Source organism: Halodesulfurarchaeum formicicum, from assembly GCF_001886955.1.
In the GTDB taxonomy this organism is placed as follows: Archaea; Halobacteriota; Halobacteria; order Halobacteriales; family Halobacteriaceae; genus Halodesulfurarchaeum; species Halodesulfurarchaeum formicicum.
In genome coordinates, this window is the sequence record NZ_CP016804.1 from 1,733,749 (window position 1) to 1,756,012 (window position 22,264).

Genomic DNA, 22,264 nt, shown 5'->3' on the forward strand with positions numbered 1-22,264 from the left:
GCTGAAGCAAGTCACTCGAACGCTGTTGTCGAAAGCAAAATCGAAATCTCGAAGCTGCGAGTTAGGAAGCGGTCGAGTAGCGCGTTCCGACAGCGGCCGCGCCAGCGGAGATGAACCGGATGGCGATTGCAACCGCAAAGGATGCCAGATAGACACCGGTCAGGTCATTAATGTAGGCAAAGACGATCGGTCCCAGAAAGACACCCGAGCCGACCGAGACAGCGTTCATGTAGGTAAGGATCTTGCCCACGTTCTCCCGGCCGAAGAAGTTCGGGACCGCAGCGTAGTGAACCGGGGGCTCACCACCCAGTCCGAAGAAGATCAGCGCTCCAATGACCAAGACTGGAATCAGCATGGTGTAGCTCAGGAAGAAGAGCGCATAGAGGGTCGCGGGAATCCCGTAAATGAGGATCAGCGCACGGAACGGGCCGCCAAGATAGTCCATTACGCGACCCCAGAAAATCGCGCCCGCACCCATGAACAGGTAGTTGACCGAGAGGAACGTCGGGACCACAGTTCCGGTCACGAACGCCTCCGAGTAGCCGGCGTTTTCGACCAGCCCTTCCACCAGGATGAGCGAGAAGTTCTGCATGAAACCCATGTACGAGAACGCGGCACCCGTCATGGCGACGAGAAGGATCCAAAATCGGGCGTCCTTGAATGCAGCGGCGAACGTCATGGCCTCACCCGAGGATTCGGTGTCCGTTTCGGATTCCTGGTCAAACAACTCGCGCTGTTCATCAGCCGTCGGGAACCGCCACACGACCGTACCAAGGACGATCGTGATCGCGACACCGAAGAGCGTAACGACCATCGCGAAGCCAAAGGAGAACCCAAGCAGGCTCAACAGGCCCCCGATAATCGGAGAGGCAGCAGCCAGCGCGAGATACCTGGCACCCATCATCAGCCCCTGGGCGCTGCCCTGTTCGTCGTCGCTAAACCATTGTGACACCAGCGGCGGGAGCAACCCTGTCGCGAGCGCTGTTGCGCCGCCACCAAGCAAGAAGCTTGCCGCGTACCAGAACCACTTTCCCATCACCCAGGACTCCGCCGTTGTCATCAGCGAGAACGAGACCCCACCTAAGGCGATAAGCACGGCAGCCACGAGCGAGGGGATAACGGCGGAATCCGTCCGATCCAGGATCGTCCCGATGATCGGCGGAAATACCACCATCGCACCGAGCCCGGCCAACGAACTTCCCAGTGCGATAGCCGCTGTGGACTCCAGAGCGAACTGGTTCTGAACGTACGGGAAGAAGATCGTCCACGTGTATTGGAACGCAATGAGTCCGATGATCAGCGCCGACCCGGGATACAATCGACGTTTGTCTAGTCCTATACCTCTGTTTTTCAGGCTATTCGCTGGCATACCAGTTCTGGGTTCCAATCACGACGACTTATAGTTACTGGATAGTTTTGCCTCTTTTAGAACGTCGGATTGGAAATCGACAACCAATGTCAAGAAGGGAAACGGGTTTAAGGAAACGAACGCAGTAAATGAGTTATGCACGGAATCGTCGCCTGCGAAACGCTGTACCCCGAAATCCGCCGAATCGCGCCGGATGCTGTCGTGGCCTACGTCCCCCAGTGGTACCACGAGTTCCCGATCCACGCACCCGAATCGGAGACGGCCCACGAGCTGCTTCAGGAGCGGATCGACGAACTCGAATCGCAAGGCGTCGAGTCGGTAACGGTTGTCTACCACGATCCAGCGGCCCTGGAGGGACTTCAGACCGAGTCCGTGCCACTTTCCGTCTATCGGGGCCGGGACTGCATCGAGTTGCACCTGGACCGGAAGCCCAGTGGGCCCGGCGGCGAACGAAAGAACGGAGGGACCTACTATCTCACACGGGGCTGGATCGACGTGGCCGTCGACTCCTACAAAGTCTTCAACGCGTACGCGGGCAAACTGAACGATCTCGTCGAACGGTTCGAGGAAGCCGAACGGGCGGATCCGGACATGCGAGTCTCCTGGACGGAAAGCGAGAAGATCGAACGGGCCGCCGCACGGAGTGAGGGGATGGGCACGGACCCAGCGAAGCTCCTGCGACAAGTAATCGGGACCTACCGGCACGTCGTGTTGATCGACACGGGACTGCTCCGCCCGTTCCACCACGAGTACGCGGAGCGTTTCCGGGACTTTCTCGCGAACGATATCCCAGACGGCGACCCGGTTGCGGTTTCCCTGACCGTCGAAGCGGGAACGACGGAGCCGCTCGAAGCGATCCTCACGGCGCCAACGTCGGTTTCGGAGGTCCTTACCGTCGAGCCGGGAACGCCGGTCCCGGCCGAACCCGGTTTCCGGACCGGGCCACAGCATCCCTGACCGCAACAGTTCGCTAGACTCGAACAGAGTTTCACCGTTCTCCCGGCTTCTCGAACCCGTATTCGCCAATATCGAGGGACAGAACCCGGACGATAACCCTTTTCAACTGCTGGAACCCCACTTCCACTATGGCACACGCACCGATCCGGGCGGTCGACCGCTTGTTCGACATCGTCGAAGCCATCCAAGTCCGGAACGGCGCCGGTGTCTCGGAACTGGCCGACGCACTCGATATGCCGAAAAGCACCATTCATGGCCATCTCGCTACCCTCAGGGACCGTGGCTATCTGGAACAGGACGAGACCAACGACTATCATCTCAGTCTCCAGTTTCTGACCCTCGGCGGAGCCGTTCGCCAGCAGCGAACGATCTACGGACACGTCGAACCGCTACTCGCTGAACTCGCCGAAGAGACCGGCGAGAGCGTGAATTACGTCGTCGAGTCACAGGGAAAACTCGTGTTCGTGGGTTCGGTCTCGGGCAAGGACGGGATCCGGACCGAGGTCGACATCGGATTCACGACGGACCTGCACACCACCCCGGAAGGCAAGTTGACCCTCGCGCACCTTCCCGAGACCCGGCGTGCGGCGATCATCGATCAGATCGAGTTTCCCATCGACAACTCGGTCGGTCGGGCCGCCTTCACCGCCGAACTCGAAGCGATCAGGGAGCAGGGATTCACCCACGGGAACGAGACCATCATCAAAAACGTCACGACGATCGCGGCCCCAGTGATCGACAACCAGGACCGGTTCTACGGGACGGTCGTCGTCGCCGGGCCCTCCCTCAGGTTCACCGAAGAGCGCCTCGAAAACGTGACCGAGACCCTCCGCTACAAGATCGGGAAACTCAACATCGACCTGAGTTACGAGGGAACCCGACCGGTCACCGAGAACCAGGTTCGAACCGCCCGACCGAGTCAGTAGAATCGGCAATTCCCTCACAAGCCTACGTTTGTTATGGAATGTGGCCGGCATCGACCAGCAACTACTTGAACACAGGCGTGTACGTGCTGGTAATGAGTAATACAAGACCCAGCACGGGGCACGTTGAGGTTCACGTGGAGAACGTTGGGGGGATCGACGAGACTGCCCTCAGCCTGACACCGGGAGTCACCGTTCTCAAGGGGGAAAACGCGACGAACCGAACCTCGCTCCTGCGGTCGATCATGGCGGCACTAGGGAGTGACCGCAACGCGCTCAAAGCCGACGCGGACGAGGGCTTCGTCGAGCTTTCGATCGACGGGGAGACCTACACTCGCCGGTTCGAGCGGACGAAGCGGGGCATCCGTCGGACCGGGGACCCGTATCTGGACGATCCAACCGTTGCAGAGCATTTTGCCTTCCTCCTGGAGACGAATCCGGCCCGCCGGGCGGTCGCCAGCGGCGAGGACCTGCGGCCGGTCATCATGGAGCCCATCGACACGACCGCCATCCAGGCCGAGATCACACGGAAGACGGCCCGCCGGTCCCAGCTCGACGAGCAACTCGCGGAACTCGACCGGCTCCGAAACCGTCGGCCCGAACTCACCGAGCAGGTCACGCAACTGGAGGCCGACATCGAGGAGAAGCGGGACACACTCGCCGGGGTCAGAGACGAGATCGCCGGGACCGAAGCCGACCTCTCGGAGACAAAGGAGACGAAAGCGGCCCTGGAATCGGCCTTCGAAGAGGTGCAGTCGCTTCGGTCGGAACTCAGTTCGGTCACCGACCGCCTCGCCGCGGAGCGGGAGAGTCGCTCGGCCGCCCGCGAGGAGCAGGCCGAGATCGAGGCCGAACTGGAATCCGTCCCGGAATCGGTCCGCGCCGAGCGCGAGGAGCTCGAGTCCCGACGCTCCTCGCTCCGGGCCCAGAAATCGACGCTGGAAACGGAGGTGAGCGAACTCCAGAACTTGATTCAGTTCAACGAGGACCGCCTCGACGAAGAGGGCACGCTGGGCGAGTTCCAGGTCGAGTCGGGCACCGTCACGGACCGACTCGTCGAGGACGGAACGGTTACCTGCTGGACCTGTGGCTCACAGGTCGAGCGAGCCCAGATCACGGAGACCATCGAGCGGCTCCGGGAGCTCCGGGCCGAAAAGCTCGATCAGGTCACCGACCTCGAAGACGAGATCGACACCCTCTCGTCCGAGATCGCGGAACTCGAATCGCGAGCCGACCGCCGGCAAAACCTGAAGCGAGAACTCGACTCGCTCACGTCGGAGATCGAGACGAGGACCCGTTCGATCGAGGACCTGGAGACACGCCGGGACGAACTCGAAGCCGAGATCGAAGCCACCGAAGCCGAGATCGAGGAGCTAGAGTTCGCACAGAACCACGAGGAGCTGCTGGATCTGCACCAGCGCGCGAACCGACTCGAGCTGGAGATCGAACAGCTCCACGGGAAACGGGACGACATCGAGACGGAACTGGCAGAGATCGAAACGGAACTGGAACGGCAGGAAGAACTCGAAGCCGAGCGTGAAACAATCGCCGAGGAACTCACCGAGTTACGCACCCGTGTCGAACGGATCGAAACCGAAGCCGTCGAAGAGTTCAACGAGCGGATGGACGAGATCCTGGAGCTCATGGACTATTCGAACATCGCCAGGATCTGGATCGAACGTCGGGAGCCCGAAAGCGGCGACACGGCCGAGTTCGACCTCCACGTCGTTCGGAGCGATCAGCAGGGCCGGGCTTTCGAGGACGCAGTGGGTCACCTGAGCGAGAGCGAGCGGGAGGTGACTGGACTGGTCTTTGCCCTGGCCGGGTACCTCGTTCACGACGTGGGCGAAACGGTCCCGTTCATGCTGCTGGATTCCGTCGAGGCACTCGACAGTGACCGGATCGCCAGACTGGTCTCGTACTTCGAGACACACGCCCCGTATCTCGTGATCGCGCTGCTGCCCGAGGACGCACGGGCGGTCGACAATCAGTACCCCCGGATCACGGAGATCTGATCGATGAGCGAGGACGAACCCTCACGCGGGCGGTCGAGCAAGGTAGCGCGGGTGATCGAGGAGTACCAGCTCTCGGGGCTGGGTGCGGAGCTGGAAGCTGCCTGGACGGCTCCGGAAAGCGAACGCCGGAGCCTTCGAGAGCTGGCCGATCACGTCAACCGGCAAATTGTCGAAGCGGCGCTAACACGAGGGGGCGAGCGGCCCCTGGAAGGTGAAATCCAAACGGTGTCCGCGGCACTGGCCGGGGACACTGACAGCGCGACCGAACGAGACGTCAGAACCCGTCTTGAAGAACGCGGCGTGAACGTCGACCAGCTCGAGGACGACCTGGTCTCCTACCAGGCAGTCCGAACCTACCTGCAGAACGTTCGTGGGGCCGAGTACGAGCCTGCTGTTGCTGATCCCGTCCAGCGCACCCGAGACCGAATCCAGGGCCTCCGCGGGCGTTTGCGGGCCGTGGCCAGTAGCCAACTCGACTCCCTCGCCGAAAGCGGCGAGATCACGATGGACGACTCGCGGGTGCTCGTCCAGGTCCAGGTCTACTGTGAGGACTGTGGTCGGCAGTTCGATATCGAGGAACTGCTCGACCGGGGCGGCTGTAACTGCGACTGAGAATTTCCTAACAGCCATGCAGTTGGTAAGGTAACGGAGACATTCACGCAGGCACCAGGCCATCCATACCCACCAATCGGGGAAGTCACGACGATTTGTATCCCCGAATTACCAGATATCCAATTATTTTTATATCGTTTACTAATACTAAACAAAGGTTTGCGATACCACGCCACAGGCAGCGAAAATTGGAGTAAAAAATACGGCTAATTTCAGCTGATTAGCCATCTATAAGCCGTTTTCGGACTCCCCACGAATCGATCCGGACAGCCAAAGCGGAATGGCGCCACAAATCGCAAATTGTACGTCTTCTAATTCCTCAACCAGCATTAGAGCCACTATAACGACGTTTATCGGCAGTTGTAGAAAATTGGGCCAGATCGAAGTGCCAAACCGTTTGTTCAACATTATAAACAATCATATACACTACGTACCAGATTAATTATAATAGTTGGCCCCGGAGAAATGGCTGGTGTCTGCCCGGTTTCACGTCGGTGCAACCCGTCACGCAAGAACCTATTACCGTTCCCCGGGTAGCCTCTCGTATGACTGCTCGTGACACGCTCGGCGGTGGCTGGGGGCCATTCCTCATCGTCTCACTCCTGGGGCTCCTCGGTATCTATCTCGTCTCGATCGCAAATCTCGGGACGACACAGCGAGTCGCTGCGATGGCGATCATCGCCATCGTCGTCGTCGCTGCATACGAGAAATTCGTCGGCTGGGGGTGACTGAACCTACGGACTGAAACCCACACCGAAGGGCGGTTCGGCGTCGTCGGGGAGCGGCGACTCGTAGGACCGATCCCCGGTCGCGTTCTCGAACTCCGCCCAGGCCGCCTCCAGCCGCTTTGGATCGGTGAACAGATCATACGCCGTCCCGGCGAGAACCTTGGCGGCGTACGGGGCACTCTTCCGACCAAATCCACCACTCGCGGCGACAGCCTGCCAGGTGTGGGGCCGGGTCCCGACCGGCCATGACGCGGCGCGAAACTGGGCCGTCGGCGTGATCCAGCTGACGTCGCTCACGTCCGTCGAGCCGAGCATGAGCGGCGCGTCATCAGTTCGTTCCAGCGGCGTCGAATACAGCGACTCCCCTTCGACCGCTCGCGCCGCGTCTGCGGGCAGGTCCTTGAGCCGGGCATCGAGGGCTGCCTCGTCGATCGTGTCGTGCAGTTCGGCGGCGAACTCTCGATCGGCCGCCGAATAGTCGATCGGGCCGAGTTCCTCGAAGGTCTCCCACAGGAGATCAGCGAGCGTGTCGTTCGTGAGTAGCTCGTAGGCGCCCGTGATGTAGTTGCGCGTGACTGTCGTGTCCGTCATCAGCGCCGCTCCCTCGGCGATCTGCTGGACGCGTTGCGAGAGTCGATCGACCTGCGGACGGGTCGGTGCGCGCACGAAGTACCACGCGGTGGCCTCCGCCGGTACCACGTTTGGGGCCCCGCCGCCTTCCGTGATCGTGTAATGAATGCGGGCCTTGTCGGGGATATGTTCGCGCAGGTACTCGACACCGGTATTCATCAGCTGGACGGCGTCGAGGGCGCTTCGGCCGGCTGTCGGTGACTGTGCGGCGTGGGCCGGAGTCCCTTCGAACGAGTACTTCACCGAATCGACGGCGAGCGAACTGGTCCGCTGGGGACCGGTCACGTCACAGGGATGCCAGGTGAGCGCCGCGTCGAGGTCGTCGAACACGCCGGCCCGGGCCATGTAGACCTTCCCGACGATGGTCTCCTCCGCGGGCGTTCCGTAGAATCGGATCGTCCCCTCGATTTCGCCCCGATCGAGTGCCTCTTTGAGCGCGAGCGCGGCGCCCACGCCGGCCACCCCAAACAGGTTGTGTCCGCAGCCGTGGCCTGGCTCACCGACCTCGACGGGTTCACGACAGGTCGAAACCGTCTGTGAGAGCTCCGGCAGCGCGTCGTACTCCCCCAGGATGCCGATCGTGGGGTCGCCCGTCCCGTAGGACGCGACGAACGCCGTCGGCATCCCGCCGACACCACGCTCGACCTCGAAACCGGCCTCCGCGAGCGTCGTGCGGAGGCGGTAGGCCGCGTGTTCCTCCTCGAGTCCGAGTTCGGGCTGCTCCCAGATGTCCCGCGCGAGCGTCAATAGACGGTCGTATTCCGACTCGACCGCGTCGTAAACCCGAGATTTTCCCATTTAATAGAATGAGGAGAGAACGCCGGATGAACATTTCGGAAGGGTCAGTCGATTTCCGTCGAACCCGGACACCTCGCGTGAAAACCGGCAACCATAACTCCTTTATTCCAGGTCAATGCTATGTTATAGCATGGGCATGTCTGACAATGACGATGGTACCGACCTGCTGGTGCTGCTCCCGACCGACCGCGACCACGAGAACATGGGGAAGGTCGATGCGCCCTACAACCTCCACTGGTTCGAGGACGAGGACTTCGACTATCCACAGCCGGGGTCGGACTTCGACATGGTCGAGTACACCGAACGGGCCTCCGAGTACGTCGAACAGGCGGATATCGACGGCGTGCTCTTCTCTCATGACGTGGCGAACCTGGTCGCCGGCGCCCTGGTCGACCGCCACGACCTCCCGGGTCCCGAACTCGAGCCGGTCTTTCTGGCGGATCACAAGTACTACTCCCGGATGCACCAGCCCAACGTCCCGTGGTTCGACTACATCGACCTAGAGACCGATGAGTGGGGGGACGAGCCCCGGTTCCCGGCCTACATCAAACCGCCCTTCCTCACGATGACCCTGCTGCAGTACCGGGTCGAGGACCGCGAGGAATACGAGCGAGCCATGGAGACGGTTCGAAAGGAGCTGCCGAAGTACACCGAGCCGTTCATGGACTTCTTCGACACCTACGTCGACACGGAGCGCTATCCCCTTGCGACCAGGGACATGATGCTGGTCGAGGAGCCCCTGGAGGACTGGACTCAGCACTGTGTCGAGGGGTGGGTCGATTCCGACGGCGAGTTGCACGTCTGGGCCATCTCCGATCACAACTACTACGACGACGGCTCGCTGGCCATCGACAACTACTCCACGCCCTCGACGTTGCCCACCGAGGCCCAGGAGGAGTTGATCGACATCGCGAGGGAGGCCATCGTCCAGCACGGCTTCGAGGAGAGTTTCTGGAACGTCGAGATCTTCAGACTCGCCGATCGGCACGTCATCACCGAGGTCAACGGCCGGACGGCGTCGGTGTGGGAACCGCTCTACGAGGGAGCCTTCGATACCTCGGTGTACGAGGGGATCATGCATCTCCACGCCGACAACCCCGAACAGACCCAGGCGGTTGCGCCGGACTGGGAGCCGGGTTCCGACTACGAGACGATGGGGACCCAGTTCCACGTGATCACCTTCGGCGAGGGGCGGGCCGATGAGTTCCTGGACTTCGAGTACGCTCGATCCGTCCCGGACACCGACGTGGAGATCTTCGTCGACCCCGAGGACGAGATCGAACAGACCCGATCGAGTGGGTTCTGGTTGGCCCGCTTCCACCTCTTCGGGGAGGACTACCAGGAGATGCTCGACCGTGCGGACGAGATCCGGACGAACATGCTCGAACAGCCGGAACTGTCACCCGAGCCGGAGCGGTACACCTGATCAGGAGAGATACGCCATCGCTTCCTCGTCGGTCACCTGATCGAACCGCTCGTAGAACTGGCCGACGCCCATGAAACTCGTGGGCTCCTGCAGACAGATCACCTCGTCGGCCGCCGAACGCAGTTCGCGAATCGTGTCCGGCGGCCCGACTGGGACTGCCAGGATGATCCGGTCCGTGTCTGCCTCGTCCAGCATCGCCAGACACGCCCGGATGGTTGACCCGGTCGCCACCCCGTCGTCGACCAGCACGACAGTCTTGCCTGCCAGCTGGGGCTCCGGCCGACCGGCACGATAGGTTTTGGCCTTCTCGCGAGCGACTGCCATCTCCGCCTGCCGCTCGCGCTCGAAGTATGCTTCGTCGGCGCTCGTCCCGCGAATCGCACTCTCGTTCCGCCAGACTGTCCCGTCACTGGCGACGGCTCCAATCGCGTACTCGGGGTTCCCCGGGGCGCCGATTTTCGACGCCACGGCGATGTCGAGTGGGGCGTCGAGCGCGTCGGCGACGGCTCGACCGAGCGGCAACCCCCCACGTGGGATCGCGAGCACGAGGTCCGCCTCGACCCCCCGTTCCAGGAGGGCCTCGCCGAGCTGTTCGCCCGCGTCAGCCCGGTCCCTGAATCGAGACGTTGCCATCGGGCGGTATGTTCGTCCGCGGCGGCCCTGTAGGTTGGGGGCACTTCCCACAGTTCGGGAACGAGCAGGTGGACTGAACCGGTTCGGAAGTGTCAATCCTACTATGACTCAACCGACGGGCGATTCGGTCCAGATCCCGGCCGGGGCGGTCGAACTACCGGGAGCGCTATCGATTCCGGCGGACGCGCCCGGGCTGGTCGTATTCGCCCACGGGAGTGGATCGAGCCGACTCAGCCCGCGGAACAACTTCGTCGCGGACGTCATCCGCGAGGCAGGGTTGGGGACGCTTCTCTTCGATCTGCTCACCGAGGAAGAGGATCGCATCCGGGAGAACCGCTTTGACATCCCGCTTTTGACCGATCGGCTGGTCGCGGTGACCGAATGGCTGCGAGATCGGCCAGCCACGCAGGGCCTCCACGTGGGCTACTTCGGTTCCAGCACCGGCGCCGCCGCGGCGCTGCGAGGGGCGGCCAGACGGGACGACATCGACGCGGTCGTCTCCCGTGGTGGCCGGGTGGACATGGCGAGTGACGTGCTTGGAGAGATCACCGTCCCCACGCTATTCATCGTCGGTGGGGAAGACACGCAGGTGCTCGAATACAACCGCCAGGCCCTCGAAAAACTCACCTGCGAGAAATCGTTGCACATCGTGGAGGGAGCTAATCACCTCTTCGAGGCGGAACACGAACTCGAGGAGGTGGCCGACGTGGCAGCAGATTGGTTCGCCCGGACGTTACGCTGATTCTGGCTCGGGCCCCAGATAACGATGACTACCGGATTCCTCCCCCCCCCCCCTTGTCCGGTCGAAGCCGGAATATGTTCGGGTATGGGCTCTTCCCGGAGAGTCCCAAAACGAACCCAATGGGTCCACCGAACACCGTCGACACGAACGAACGGCCCTTCGTCCTCATCTGGGAGGTCACCCAGGCCTGTGATCTCGAATGCGAGCACTGCCGGGCCGACGCCCAACCGGAGCGTCACCCACAGGAACTCAGTACTGCTGCGGGAAAGGCACTGCTCAGGGAGGCAGCCCGATTCGACGAGAATCAGCTGGTCGTTCTCTCCGGCGGCGACCCGCTAGCACGGCCGGATATTCCGGAACTAATCGAGTACGGCACGGACCTGGGGTTGCGAATGACCTTGACCCCCAGTGGCACGTCATCCCTCGACCCAGCCGTCATCGATGACCTGGACGCAGCGGGCCTGAAACGACTCGCCGTGAGTCTGGACGGCTCCTCGCCGGCGAATCACGACACCTTCAGAGGCGAGCCGGGCACCTTCGAACAAACAGTAACAGCAGCTGAATACGCCGGCGAACAGGGCATCCCGCTCCAGGTGAACACCACGGTCTCGCAGTCCACCGTCGATGACCTTCCGGCCATCGCCGACCTGGTCGAGGACCTGGGTGCGGTCCTGTGGTCGGTCTTCTTCCTCGTGCCGATCGGCCGCGGGCGGCTCCTTGAACCTGTTTCGCCGGAACGAGCGGAATCCGTCATGGAGTGGCTGCTCGATCAGGCTGCCGAGCGCTCCTTCGGGGTGAAGACGACGGAAGCACCACACTATCGCCGCGTCGCGATCGAGGCCGAACGGTCCGCAGCCGGCACACCTGGGCCGGACGATGCGATCGGTCGCCGGGGCGGCGTCAGAGCGGGGGACGGATTCGCCTTCGTCAGCCACACCGGCGCGGTGTACCCCTCCGGGTTCCTCCCGCTTGCGGCCGGGTCCGTGCGGGAGTCCTCGCTGGTCGATATCTACCGGAACAGCGAACTCTTCCAGGCACTTCGTGACGAGGACCGGTTTCGCGGGAAGTGTGGGGCCTGTTCGTACCGGACCGTCTGTGGCGGGAGCCGGTCACGGGCGTACGCCGACACGGGCGATCCCTTCGAGAGTGACCCGCTCTGCCCGTATGTCCCACCTGACTATGAGGGCGACCGCCCCGAGCAAGCCGTTGCCTACGACCGCTCGGGACCGGCTGTGGACGGCCACGGAAATTGACTGTCGGCTGTCCTGAACGGCTCGGACGGGCGTTCAGGAGTTCGAAATGAGGTCTCGGGCCCGCCTTCGAAGCTGGGAGATGGCTGTCGGCTCGACTGGGACCCGCTCTCCGTCTGCCGTGAAATACAGACTCGCGTCGACAGATCGATCCGGATACACAGACCCGAGCACGTGATAGTAGACGCTCAACTGGACCGCGTACTCGGGGACCCCACGCCGGCTTCGATCGGTCTTGTAATCGATGATCGCCACGCGATTCGAAGTCACGTGAACGAGGTCGACGATGCCAGCAATCGTTACTCGCTGGTCATCGATCGTGAGAGGTAACGTCACGGGCGCTTCGACGGACAGTTCCCCGTCCAGCGAGTCGATGAAGTCCGCGATTCGCTTTTCGTCTTCTGTTTCCGGTTCGCCGGATCCGTCGCGGGCGTATTGCTCGGCGAACTCGTGGACACGCGTTCCGAAATCGACACCCCCACTGCCACTGGACGTCTCGCCGGCACCTGCTTCTTCGAACACCGATTCGTCCATCAGGTCGTGGGCATTCAGACCGACGGGGCCGTCCGGGGGCGAGACGGTGAAGGGGAGTTGGGCCTGTGTCGTCGTTTCCTCGGTCACCTCGGCGACGTCGGTGTGTCCTTCCTCAAGATCCACGGGAAGGGATTCGAGAAAGCGATTCGGGTCCTCGCCGCCGGCGAAGACGAGATGCTGTTTCGCCCGGGTGATAGCGACGTAGAGGAGCCGGCGCTCCTCGTCGTACCCATCCGGCAGACAGTGCCGGAGCACGTCGTCCCGCCAGTTGTCATAGACGTGGGGGTACTCGCCGACCGCGGCGTAGATTTGTCGCTGCCTGAGTCCCACGGACTCCTCGTACCGGATGGCAGGCGAGTCACGAGTCGAGGGCGGGAACCGGCCGTCGTTCATGTTTGCCATGACGACGATGGGATATTCCAGTCCCTTCGCCGCGTGGATGGTCTGGACGGTGACGGAGTCCTCGCCGGCACTGGTGGCCACCTCGTGGGTCGCCCCGGTGTCGATTGCCCGGGTGATAAAGCGGATCAGATCCCCACGGGTCACCGTCGTCGCCTGGTGAACGGATTCGATCGTGTCAAGAATTACGTCCGCGTACTCCCCGTGGAACCCGTACCGATCGAAGACCCGGCGAGCGACCGACGCCACCGTGTCCATCGCCGCCAGCTTCGACCGGAACCCCGTCATGGCAGCCGGGTAGTCCCCCGTCGAGAGCACGTGATCGATTTCGTCCAGGGTGTACCCGGCTGCTTCGAGGACGACCGCCCAGCCTCTGTCGGCGTTGGATTCGAGGATTCGGAGCCAGGCGAGCAGCACCTTGGCCGGGTCGGTGCGGAACAGTTCCACGCCGCCGTCGTAGGCCATCGGGAAGTCGTACTGCTCGGCCGTCCGGAGCAATTCGCGGCCGTACTCCCGGGTTCTGGTCAGGACCGCGATGTCCCCGTATTCGGGTTCCCGGGGGTTTCCATCCCCATCTGCGACCGAATAGGCGTCGTTGCCGACGATATCCTGGATCTTCGCGAGGACCGCCTCGTGTTCGGCTTCGTGCTGAATCGCTTCGATGTGAGTCTGGTCGAACGGCGCGTTACTCGACAGGGCGTCCGCATCCCCGAGCGCCACGTTTTCGACGGCTTCGGTGTCAGTTGCAGGAACCGTGAGCGCGTGTTTCGAGAAGTCGAGAATGGACTGGGTGGAGCGGTAGTTCTCGGACAGCCTGATAGCGGTGACCTCGGGGGTCTCGAAGTTCACTCGCGTGCTGTCGTCGTTCAAAGAAGCGCTGAACCGCTGTAAACGCTTCTCGAACTGACGGATGTTGTCGACGTCGGCGTACTGGAAGGCATAGATGCTCTGCTTCCAGTCCCCGACGACGGCGAAATTTTCGGTGCCGGCGAGCAACAACGCGAGTTTGAACTGGATCTCGCTGGTGTCCTGGAACTCGTCGACCATCACGTACTCGAACTCCAGTCGCGCTCGAAGGTCGTGATCTTCCAGGAGCAACACGTACGCCAACACCTGCAGGAAGCCGAAATTCAGGTAATTTCGGCCGAGTGCGAATTCCAGGTATTCGAGGTAGACGTCGTGGACAAAATCAGTGAGTGACGATCGATTCCCGTCGAACACTCGCTTCGCGACGGCGGGGTCGAGTTGCTTCGTCCCGCGCCCGCCCCGGAGGTCTGCTTTGGTGGGGGCGTCCGGGAGGTAGGTCTTGTTCTTCCCGTAGCGGCCTAGCTTTTCGCGGAGTGGGGATTGCTTGCGCCCCCCGTTTCGGGGCTGGTTCATGGCGTCGAACTGGCGCTTGAAGGTCTCGAATGCCCCCGCCAACTGCTCCCGGGAATCGCGATACCAGCCTTCTCGCGTCGGGATGATCCCTTTCGCGGCGAGTTGTGTGACGAGATCCAGCAGTTCGAGGTGGTCCTCGATTGCACGAAACTGATCGGCGTACTCCGGGTGGGCGTCCTGGAATTGCCCGATGAATTCCCGGAACAGTTCGGTCTCGACGAGTTCGTCTTCGATGAGCCGGGTCGACCCGGTGATGCGGTCGTCGATGCCGAGATGGCGTGGGGCGGCATACCCGTGTTCGTCGAGGATGTGGTGTGCGTGGGAGTGGAAGGTCCGGATCGGTGCGTCAGCGAGTTGCTGGAGGCCATATCCGGAGTGCTCGACGATTCGCTCGCGCATCTCGGTGGCCGCACTGGTGGTGAACGTGGCCAGGAGGACGTCGTCCGGTTCGACACCGGGCTGATCGATGATGTTCGCGTACCGCCGAGTGACGGCGAGGGTCTTCCCGGTTCCCGCCCCCGCATCGACGAGGTAGGTCCCCTCCGTTTCGTCGATGAGCCGCTGTTGCTGTGCGTTGGGTTCGAGGTCGCTCATCGGTCGCCCTCCAGTAACAGGTCCCGGTGCTCGATCCGCCGGTAATTGGGCTCTCCGCCGGGCCCGTCGATGGGGAATCGCCCCGATCCGGCTCGATAGTCGTTGATCTCTTCGATTCGCTCCCTGACGAACGCCTCGACGGCATCCAGATCTTCCTCGAAGAACGCCCGCTTCCGGATCCCGTTCAGCGCCCTGATGGCCTGGTCGGCGCCCTTCTCGGCGTCGACGTCGTCACTCGTGCGCGCATCGACTGCAGCGGTGAACGTCTCGGCGAATTCCGAGGCCCGGAGTTCGTCTTTTTCCGTCGTCTCGGGGAATGGGAGGTCGGACAGTATCTCGCGATACTGCTCGAACCCCAGGTCCGAGAACGTCTCGACACAGTCGTTGTAGCCATCGAGCAGGGTGTCGTAGGCCTCTCGGGACCCGACGAACTCGTCGAAGGGCTGGGGGTAGTAGGTGATCGTCGTCATCGCGTCGTCCAGGGTTGGCTCCCCCGTGACGGCCTCAGCCAGGGTTTCGAGGAAGTGGACGAAGGTGAACTGGATGCGCTCGTCCGGTTGCTGTGAGCGGACGTACGCGAGATACAGCGCCGCCTGGAAGTTGGGGGTGTCGGCCGGCGGGTCGGTCGCGGCCCGCTTTTTGACCTGGTAGGCCGACTTCTTCGACCCGCTCTTGTAATCGACGAGGTGGGTCGGGGCGCGGACGAGGTCGATTTTCCCCTTCACGCCGATGTCGAGTGCTTCGAACCAGCGCTCAGTGAGTGGGGAGTCGACGGGTTCGTCGAAGTATTCCGCGAAGACGTTCGAGCCCCACCCGGAAACCGGGGTGAGGAACTCGTGATCCTCGGGGCCGTATTCGTCGAGGTACTCGACGATCGTTTCGAGTCCGATTTCGTACTCGCTGCGCCGGAGCGGTTCCTCGCTGTCGCTGAAGAAGGGCCGGACGGTGTCGATCATCACGTCGACGAGTTCCTCGATCTCGGCGGATTCGATACGCTCGGGGTGATTCGCGTAGAACTCGGCGAAGTCGTGGAACAGATTTCCCTCCCGAAAATGCTCCTTCTCGGGGGTGTCGAGCACGCGGCTGAAGAGATAGTCACGCGGGCTGTTCACGTAGCTGTTCAAACTCGACTGGCTGATCGTCTCGATGGTCGTCGGGTCGACATCGACTGGCGACCGGTCGAACCCCGTCCCAGTTGTCGGCTCCATTCTGGAGTGGGTCACCGAGTCGAGGTCGCTGAAGCGCTCGAACTCCGCATCGAGGAATTCGTCGAGATAGAGCGGTGGGGTCACCGGCTCTCCGCCGGCGGTATCCTGCACGAGATAGTACTGCTCGCTGCCGCTCTGGACGAGCAGCTGGAACTGGCGGCTGTACCGCTCGTACTGGGCCTCGGCGTCGACCCAGGGGCGGTTCGGTGCCGAGTGGGTCCAGCCCTCGTCCATCCCGAGGAAGAACACGACGGGTCGATCGACGTATCCCGCCGACGTCGCATCCGCGAGGAGCACACCCTCGTTCTCGCGATCGATCGGAACGTCGTAGGTCTGGAGATAGTACGCGAGATCCTGCACGCGCTCGTTGGTGGGTTCCTCGTCCAGGAGCCCGAGGGTTTCGAGCTCTGTTCGCAGCGCATCGAGCTCCCGGTCGGCCTGTCGTTCGACGGCCTGGAGCGCCGCGTCGAAGCTCGCCGCGGCCGGGCCGTCGGTGACTGATGCACACCAGTCGAGCCCGGGATGATCGACTTCGCTGAGGCGCTTTTCGGCGTGCTCGATCGGGACGTCGATCCCCAGTTGGGTGCAGATCGGTGTGACCTCCCCGACCGTGGTGTCCGAGCCCCGGTGGGCCAGGCGGAGCAGTCGGAGGAAAGTGCGGTGGAACGGGTCGTCGGCAAAGCCCGGGCCGCCGTAGAAGGGGATATCGGCGGCTTCGAGGGCCGATTCCACGAGCGCGGAGTAGCGACTCGATCCGTCGAGGACGACCCCCACGTCGGCAGCGTTCTCCGGGGTCACGGTATCCAGGAGGGCATCGATGATGTCACTTGACCCGTCGAAGACGTGGACCGGCGGGAGTGAGAATTCCGCTTCGGTGAAGAGGTCGACGCGGTCGGCGTCCGGTGGGAGGATCGATCGTTCGAGTTGGGTCAGTTGCTCGAAGCCGACGACGGCGACCGACTGGTCTGCGGGGGTTTCGTAGGCCTGGAGTTGGCTGGAGGTGGTCTGGAGGTCGTCCAAGACGTCGAGCACCGACTCGGTCGTCTCGTCGACGAAGGCCGGGTAGTCCTCGATCGCGGTGGCGGTCCCCTGGTGTTCCCAGCACTGGAGGACGTTCCCCACCGCGTAGGCGATCGCTTTCCAGGGGTGGTCGGTTCGGTCGACGAGTTCGAGGAACGCGGTACGATCCTCGGCCGATTCGCGGCGGCCGGTGGCGAGTCGGCGGGGCGCGGTGGCGAAGGTGCCGAAGTGTGGTTCGTCGAGGCGTCGATTGAGGGCGTCCGCGAGCGGGTTGTTGGGGACGATGACGAGGTCGTGGTCTCGAACGTCGTCGTAGATGGCTTGGAGCGGGCGACGGCGTTGGATGGGCACGTGGTGGACTGGGTTGGTCTGTTGGTTAAAGGTGGGGGCTAGGCTTGGGGGTCGGATGTTATGAGATTGGGATGGGAGAGTGGGGTGGAATTTTTGAAAGTTCGCTCTGGTTAGATTTTGTGGTTGTTTGAGTTTGGGTGGGGAGTGCTTGCAGTAACGCCACCGCCCTCGAAAGCCCCCTCCCGCTCGGGTCGGTGCGGTCGTGGCGCTCCTCACTCGCGCTGCTCGTTGCGGTGCTTCCGTCCCGCGCCTTCCCCGAGCGGTCGGCCCCTTTCGGAGTCCCGCCACGTTCAGGAAATAGCTATGAAAACGGGTGTTTCTAACCAATGAATTATGACATTACCAACGGAGTAGGCGCTTTTTAGCAATTTCATGATGGCCTCAACCGACTATACTTATTCTTACTTGAGGTTGAGCCGTGACAGGGTTTCCCGGATTCCCTCCTCCACTTCGCGTGCCTGTAGAATTCGTATCGGTTGTGACCTTTCCGTTTGGTCCTCAAAAGAAATCGTCTCTTCCGAAAGATCTTGAACGACTAGCAACCCGTTCCAGCCGGAGCCGAAGTAGTCGTCATTGTCCTCCCGTCCGAAGACGAAATCTTCGTTCACTCGAAGGAACGCAAGGTATTCGAGTGTCTCTTTAATTCCTTGTCGTACTGTCTTCCTTCGCTTGCTATTCTTCACTTCTGTAATCAAGTATTCGTACTCGTCATTCTCTTCGTCACGGATTTCGAGAACAATAACATCCGGTCGGCCAGTATGATCTTCAAAGTCTCTTTTAAAGTACGATTCCGCGACTTCGTGGGCCATAGTTTGAACTTTTTGGGCCCGTGGAATCGGATCCTCAAGTGTGCTCTCGCGTTCGGTCCGAAACGAAATATCGCGATCCCGTGCGGCCTGATCGTGATAGATCACCATCTCTGGCGATCCGGGTAATCTGGCGATTTCCTGCCGGCCCTGGCTGATCGTTTGGAAAGAAATACTTTCATCGCGCAGATCGTCTAAAACAGCGATAAATCGGAAGAGGACATACAATTCAAAAAGCGTGTCTTGGTTATCTGGGGCGATCGACGTAGATTTGAGCAATTGGCGGATTTCATTTTCTTCGCCACGAAATAGCCGGTTCCGACTGCGAAGTAAACCAGCTGCTTCTCGATAAAGCTCCTGTCGTGCGTTTTCTGCCGTTGTTAACATTCGCTCCGAAGGCTCATACTCCTCAGGAGAACGTATTCTTTTAATATTGACATTCCTTTCCATAATCGAGGTTAGTCTATCGATGAGCTCTCCATTTTCGTGCCACCGATCTTGTATCCAATCATAATCACGCCGGATGTACTCATCTGCCTCATTTAGGGTGCTATAGATCGTTTGGAGAAGATCAACTAAAACGATATTTTCCGGAATATCGAAGTCAACCGTCCGATTCTCCACGACGAACACTGAGGTGTCACGGGGATTCCGTGAATATCTTTGCTTATAAGTAGCGTTCCAATTGATCCGTCCATCAACACCTCCGCGGGATGTTCTCGCTGATCGCTCTGTTTCAGTCCGTATCCGACGTAGCCGCTCAGGTAGTTTCTCAACAAAAGTAACGACGTCTTTTCGGAGAATAAAGTGAAGATCTAACAGCAGTTCATACTCATCGAACCGTTTGTCCAACTCCATTGGTTTGATCGTCTGGGCTACTTCCCTCTCTGGAAAGTCTCCCGCCATCACGTAAGCGAGAATATCCTGAGTCAACGAATCTAGCAATTCCTGTCGGTTCATCTTCGATATTAGTCCTCCTCGAAAGTAATCTGAAGCATCTCACTAGCTGCATCTTTGAGAGTCTCCGAATCGACGACATCTTGGAGTTTCGCGATACTCTCGACGATCTCTTGTCGTTTCGGCACTCCCTCCAATTGCGGGAATACATATGCAATGACCGCTCTCGTCAGCCGAGGCTTTAGCTTCCGATCGTCGTGATTCTCCACAAAGAGGACAAGGTCCCTCACGATCGCCGGGCCGATTGATCGGCCTTCTACAGCTGAATTTGTTCTTTGCCAAACTTGACCAACAGCGCGTAATTCCCGATCACTGAGATTGATTTCAAGGGCTTCATCGCCATCTTCCCATGCTGAGATATACTCCTCCATCAGGGTGTCGAGATTACCGTCGAGATCAGGAACACCAACCCGTATGAATGCGAAACGCCGCATGAAGGCGTAGCTCATCTCGTACAGTGAAGTCTTATCATAGGTATTCATCGTCGCCAACAGACGCCACGAATTTGGGATCGGATATTGATTTTGTCGTGGACTCCCTTCGAGATCATTCACAGGTAGAATTTCAACTTCGTCTCCGTTTCGGGTATACGGGAGCGTAACTGGCTGTCCGGAAAGAACGGTAAACAGTTGTCCGAACGCCTTGTCGATGTCAGCTCGATTCAGTTCGTCGATAACGAGTGGCTCGTTAATCGGAACATCATGGTGCGTATGGCGTAGCCGATTGAGGACGGTCCCGGGAGTGAAGGACAGGGACTCGCCAGAATTGGTGTCCTGACTCTCACTAGGCATATATCCGCCGACAGTATCAAACGTGGACCAATCAGCGGTAGCAGTCGTAACTTGGGATCCGGTGTAGAGGTGGGGATGCGATTCAGCGAGGTCTTGGGCTACTCGTTCAGCGATTTCAGTTTTCCCTGTTCCGGGAGGACCAGTCAGAATGACGTGCTTCCCCGATCGTATTGCTGCTTCAATCTCGTTAATTATCTCCTCGCCTTGATTGCCGGGGAAATACAACCCATCTAATATTTCTGTTGAGAGATTGGGGTTTGCAGAATAGTGTATATTGACTGGTGAGCTTTCAGAAAGAGATTGAGCCAGTTCCTGGAGGATAATCCGAGGACGCTCATAGTCTAATTTCCCGTTTTCTGATCGGAAGGTTTGGAAGGAGCCCTGCGCGCCAATACCCTTTCCTACCTCTTCTTCACAGCGATCATTGACCCTGCTGAATGTGAGGAGCCCCTCAGTTAGTGTCTCAATTTGATCCTCGATTTCCTCATCACTCTCCTCGAGGATAGTGATTGATTGGTCGATTGAAGTAATGTCACTAGTGAGGAACAGCCGGTCGAAGCTCAAAATATACGGGAACGATTTGCCCTCATAAATCTCGTCCCACCACCAATCGTCCTCCACTGTGTAACTTTGTCCGACAATACCTGCACCTATGAAACCCGCAGGTTGGGATTCGAGTGCCGGGTTTCCCGGTTCGGCTCGGGAATGGAAGAGTGCTAGATCTCCTTCAGAAACCTTGTTCCAACGATTTCTGTGTTCTTCACCAAATGAAATGGCCCGACGACGGAATGAGGTGAGCCAATAATCTGGAGGAGCTGTAAAGGTGTGAACAGATATCTCGTCGGTATTGGCATTCAGGTAGTCTATCAGCGGATGCTGTACCTCATCCGCGCCCTGTCCTTCTGATACCACCGAATATTCCTCGTTAAATATCGTCTTCAACTTTACATGATTGATATTTAACCTAGAAATCTCCGGAATCTCCGACTGGATATCTCTAAGGAGAGCCATATAGAGTACCTGGGAGGGATCCAAGGCAAACAAAGAGCCAACGCCAAGATCCTCAGCCCGGTCAGACAACCATTCTTCATTCTCGTCGTACACGCGTTGGATTTGCTCAATAAGCACCTGCTCTTCTTTGGAAATTTCCGAGGCAGTTTGGACAGCGATGTTCTTCAACGGTTCTGTCCAATCGGAAACGATCGCCTTTGAGAGTTCAGAATGGAACTTTTGGATGTCTTCATCGGAATCTGATATTCGGTCCAATACATCGGCCGTGGCTTCTTCAACACCTTCGTATTCACCACTCTGAATGGGGCCAAAGGGATCCGTTTGTTCACCCGAATCCTCATCGAATGCGTCCAGCAGGTTCTCATAATGGCCGTCGTCGATTATCCTTTGAAACTCGCCCACTAATCGGGCTACTTCATTGATCCAGGTTCTTGAAGACGGATTATCGTCTACTGAATATTCTTTGTGGCAAATCGACGAAGTGCCATAGAGATTGTTTTTTGACGTCAGTAAATCGCTAGTGAGTGGGATATTGCGTTCCTCAAATCCATCAACATCTACAACCGTACGTAGCAATTCGGCTCGGGTTGCAAGGATTTTCCTGGCTTTTGTCCGTCCGTATTCTTCTTGCAGATTCGTCATTCCCTGATTGAGTGTTAGAAAAACCGAATCATTCCCAGTGTCAAACAAATAGACAATATAGAGACCGTTTTTGGGGTCCGATGTTACTCGCTCATCAAAAATCCCGATCCAAGGAATGTTTGCCAGTCCACCATATCCGACTGATCCACGGATTGAGAGATGATCATAGGAAAGCGATTGGTCAAGTATTTCGGGTATCTCATCTTTGATTATTTTGGCCGCCTCGTGGCTGAAATCATCTTTCTCTCTGGCTTCTGGGTAATCCCGAATAGCGATTTCAAATAGATCCGCGATATCCTCCCCTGCATCGAGTAACAGCCGGTATTCCCCATCTCCATGAAACTTCACTTCCCCTTCATCCCGGAGTTCCTGAAGCGTTCGACGTAAGCCGGCCTCAATATTATCGTTATTGGGAAATTCTTCAGATAATATGGGTTTCAGTTCCGCTTCCAGCTCGCCCAACGTTACTTCCCGGCGCCCAGTTTCGG

The 22,264-nt window shown here is 59.6% G+C and carries 15 protein-coding genes; 8 read left to right on the forward strand and 7 right to left on the reverse strand.

Translation table 11 applies throughout. The features are described 5' to 3' along the window. Positions 1-61: 61 nt before the first annotated feature. Positions 62-1,369, reverse strand: a complete 1,308-nt coding sequence (locus tag HSR6_RS08925; RefSeq protein ID WP_083426129.1) for an MFS transporter — start codon at positions 1,367-1,369, stop codon at positions 62-64. Positions 1,370-1,504: 135 nt separating this feature from the next. Between HSR6_RS08925 and HSR6_RS08930 the strand changes: the two genes are divergently transcribed. From HSR6_RS08930 to HSR6_RS08950, 5 genes are all read left to right on the forward strand, one after another. Continuing rightward, positions 1,505-2,326 (forward strand): DUF1638 domain-containing protein, encoded by an 822-nt coding sequence (locus HSR6_RS08930; RefSeq protein WP_071933400.1) that lies wholly within the window; start codon positions 1,505-1,507, stop codon positions 2,324-2,326. Positions 2,327-2,454: 128 nt separating this feature from the next. Beyond that, on the forward strand, positions 2,455-3,252 hold the full coding sequence (locus HSR6_RS08935; protein WP_071933401.1) for an IclR family transcriptional regulator: 798 nt from the start codon (positions 2,455-2,457) through the stop codon (positions 3,250-3,252). A gap of 92 nt (positions 3,253-3,344) precedes the next feature. Then, positions 3,345-5,264: an archaea-specific SMC-related protein gene (locus HSR6_RS08940; protein ID WP_071933652.1), complete on the forward strand. Its 1,920-nt coding sequence runs from the start codon at positions 3,345-3,347 to the stop codon at positions 5,262-5,264. Between the two features lie 3 nt (positions 5,265-5,267). Next, on the forward strand, positions 5,268-5,876 hold the full coding sequence (gene rdfA, locus HSR6_RS08945) for a rod-determining factor RdfA (protein ID WP_071933402.1): 609 nt from the start codon (positions 5,268-5,270) through the stop codon (positions 5,874-5,876). 545 nt (positions 5,877-6,421) lie between these two features. Continuing rightward, positions 6,422-6,604 (forward strand): hypothetical protein, encoded by a 183-nt coding sequence (locus tag HSR6_RS08950; protein ID WP_070365548.1) that lies wholly within the window; start codon positions 6,422-6,424, stop codon positions 6,602-6,604. Between the two features lie 6 nt (positions 6,605-6,610). Here HSR6_RS08950 and HSR6_RS08955 read toward each other — a convergent pair whose 3' ends face one another. Beyond that, positions 6,611-8,032 (reverse strand): amidohydrolase, encoded by a 1,422-nt coding sequence (locus tag HSR6_RS08955; RefSeq protein ID WP_070365549.1) that lies wholly within the window; start codon positions 8,030-8,032, stop codon positions 6,611-6,613. A 136-nt stretch (positions 8,033-8,168) separates the two neighbouring features. Here HSR6_RS08955 and HSR6_RS08960 point away from each other — a divergent pair, with 136 nt between their 5' ends. Further along, positions 8,169-9,458, forward strand: coding sequence for an ATP-grasp domain-containing protein (locus HSR6_RS08960; RefSeq protein WP_148661824.1), 1,290 nt, complete (start codon positions 8,169-8,171; stop codon positions 9,456-9,458). Here the strand turns inward: HSR6_RS08960 and HSR6_RS08965 are convergent, their stop codons facing one another. Further along, on the reverse strand, positions 9,459-10,091 hold the full coding sequence (locus HSR6_RS08965) for a phosphoribosyltransferase (protein WP_071933404.1): 633 nt from the start codon (positions 10,089-10,091) through the stop codon (positions 9,459-9,461). 103 nt (positions 10,092-10,194) lie between these two features. Between HSR6_RS08965 and HSR6_RS08970 the strand changes: the two genes are divergently transcribed. Both HSR6_RS08970 and HSR6_RS08975 read left to right on the forward strand, forming a co-directional pair. After that, positions 10,195-10,833, forward strand: coding sequence for a dienelactone hydrolase family protein (locus tag HSR6_RS08970; protein WP_071933405.1), 639 nt, complete (start codon positions 10,195-10,197; stop codon positions 10,831-10,833). A 74-nt stretch (positions 10,834-10,907) separates the two neighbouring features. Further along, positions 10,908-12,086, forward strand: coding sequence for a TIGR04053 family radical SAM/SPASM domain-containing protein (locus tag HSR6_RS08975; RefSeq protein ID WP_394327139.1), 1,179 nt, complete (start codon positions 10,908-10,910; stop codon positions 12,084-12,086). Between the two features lie 33 nt (positions 12,087-12,119). Here HSR6_RS08975 and HSR6_RS08980 read toward each other — a convergent pair whose 3' ends face one another. From HSR6_RS08980 to HSR6_RS08995, 4 genes are all read right to left on the reverse strand, one after another. Beyond that, positions 12,120-14,990 carry a UvrD-helicase domain-containing protein gene (locus tag HSR6_RS08980; protein WP_071933407.1) on the reverse strand — a complete coding sequence of 957 codons (2,871 nt, stop codon included), beginning with the start codon at positions 14,988-14,990 and terminating at the stop codon, positions 12,120-12,122. Next, positions 14,987-17,569, reverse strand: coding sequence for a PD-(D/E)XK nuclease family protein (locus HSR6_RS08985; protein WP_071933408.1), 2,583 nt, complete (start codon positions 17,567-17,569; stop codon positions 14,987-14,989). Before HSR6_RS08985 ends, HSR6_RS08980 begins: the two co-directional genes overlap by 4 nt. 401 nt (positions 17,570-17,970) lie before the next feature. Next, positions 17,971-19,335, reverse strand: a complete 1,365-nt coding sequence (locus HSR6_RS08990) for a hypothetical protein (RefSeq protein ID WP_071933409.1) — start codon at positions 19,333-19,335, stop codon at positions 17,971-17,973. An 8-nt stretch (positions 19,336-19,343) separates the two neighbouring features. After that, the gene (locus HSR6_RS08995; protein WP_071933410.1) at positions 19,344-22,238 is read right to left on the reverse strand and encodes an MrcB family domain-containing protein; all 2,895 of its coding nucleotides are present in this window, start codon (positions 22,236-22,238) and stop codon (positions 19,344-19,346) included. Positions 22,239-22,264: the final 26 nt, after the last annotated feature.

Bases quoted from the DNA above. Each gene is read 5' to 3' on its own strand.
- HSR6_RS08925 (WP_083426129.1), bottom strand. From the start codon at position 1,369: ATGCCAGCGAATAGCCTGAAAAACAGAGGTATAGGACTAGACAAACGT.
- HSR6_RS08930 (WP_071933400.1), top strand. From the start codon at position 1,505: ATGCACGGAATCGTCGCCTGCGAAACGCTGTACCCCGAAATCCGCCGA.
- HSR6_RS08935 (WP_071933401.1), top strand. From the start codon at position 2,455: ATGGCACACGCACCGATCCGGGCGGTCGACCGCTTGTTCGACATCGTC.
- HSR6_RS08940 (WP_071933652.1), top strand. From the start codon at position 3,345: ATGAGTAATACAAGACCCAGCACGGGGCACGTTGAGGTTCACGTGGAG.
- rdfA (WP_071933402.1), top strand. From the start codon at position 5,268: ATGAGCGAGGACGAACCCTCACGCGGGCGGTCGAGCAAGGTAGCGCGG.
- HSR6_RS08950 (WP_070365548.1), top strand. From the start codon at position 6,422: ATGACTGCTCGTGACACGCTCGGCGGTGGCTGGGGGCCATTCCTCATC.
- HSR6_RS08955 (WP_070365549.1), bottom strand. From the start codon at position 8,032: ATGGGAAAATCTCGGGTTTACGACGCGGTCGAGTCGGAATACGACCGT.
- HSR6_RS08960 (WP_148661824.1), top strand. From the start codon at position 8,169: ATGTCTGACAATGACGATGGTACCGACCTGCTGGTGCTGCTCCCGACC.
- HSR6_RS08965 (WP_071933404.1), bottom strand. From the start codon at position 10,091: ATGGCAACGTCTCGATTCAGGGACCGGGCTGACGCGGGCGAACAGCTC.
- HSR6_RS08970 (WP_071933405.1), top strand. From the start codon at position 10,195: ATGACTCAACCGACGGGCGATTCGGTCCAGATCCCGGCCGGGGCGGTC.
- HSR6_RS08975 (WP_394327139.1), top strand. From the start codon at position 10,908: ATGTTCGGGTATGGGCTCTTCCCGGAGAGTCCCAAAACGAACCCAATG.
- HSR6_RS08980 (WP_071933407.1), bottom strand. From the start codon at position 14,990: ATGAGCGACCTCGAACCCAACGCACAGCAACAGCGGCTCATCGACGAA.
- HSR6_RS08990 (WP_071933409.1), bottom strand. From the start codon at position 19,335: ATGAACCGACAGGAATTGCTAGATTCGTTGACTCAGGATATTCTCGCT.